The sequence below is a fragment of the Paraburkholderia sp. 22099 genome (assembly GCF_052045835.1).
In the GTDB taxonomy this organism is placed as follows: Bacteria; Pseudomonadota; Gammaproteobacteria; order Burkholderiales; family Burkholderiaceae; genus Paraburkholderia; species Paraburkholderia terricola.
In genome coordinates this window covers 1-607 of sequence record NZ_JBQEPU010000097.1, presented here as the reverse complement: position 1 = coordinate 607, position 607 = coordinate 1, and the positions used below count along the sequence as shown (strand labels likewise).

The following is a 607-nucleotide window of genomic DNA, read 5'->3' as shown; positions in this document are numbered from 1 at the left end:
GTAAGCGCGCAATAAACCACGTGGCTTGCTCTCAGCGACCGGCTGTGCGTCAGTCTGCGGAGGGGATGAGGCGCCAAGGCAATAGCGCCTCGTAGTCGTCGCCGGTGTTTGCGAGAGGCAGTGCCTTGAACAGCGCGACGAGATAGCCGTACGGTTCGACGCCGTTCGCCTTGCACGTTTCGATTAGCGAATACAGGTTGGCAGCAGCATTCGCTCCAGCGACAGTGTCGTAGAAGAGCCAGTTTTTTCGCCCGACGGTGAATGGCCGGATCGCGTTCTCGCAGGCGTTGTTCGAGAGCGGCCAAGCGCCGTTCTCGACATAGCGAATGAGCTTCGGCCATTGACCCTGCATGTAGTGAAGCGCTTTGCCAAAGGCGCTTTGCGGCAACACTGCATGCAACTGACGCAGAAGCAGTTCCTCGATTTGCCCAAGGATCGCACGACTGTCGCGTTGCCTCGTCAGCAACCGTTTCTCTGGCGTCAGCCCTTCGCAGCGCGATTCGATCGCAAACAATTGCCCGATCAGTCGAATGAATTCGCTGACGGGATGGTCGCGACCACGTTGCGCCTTTGGGAGATTCTCCTCGGCCTCGATCATGTAGCGACG

1 protein-coding gene is annotated in these 607 nt (G+C 58.6%); it reads right to left on the bottom strand.

Features of this window, described 5'->3' with window-relative positions; translation table 11 throughout:
* Positions 1 to 49: 49 nt before the first annotated feature.
* A partial coding sequence (locus ACTJLC_RS31810; RefSeq protein ID WP_440846434.1) for an IS66 family transposase occupies positions 50 to 607 on the bottom strand: 558 nt, incomplete at its 5' end.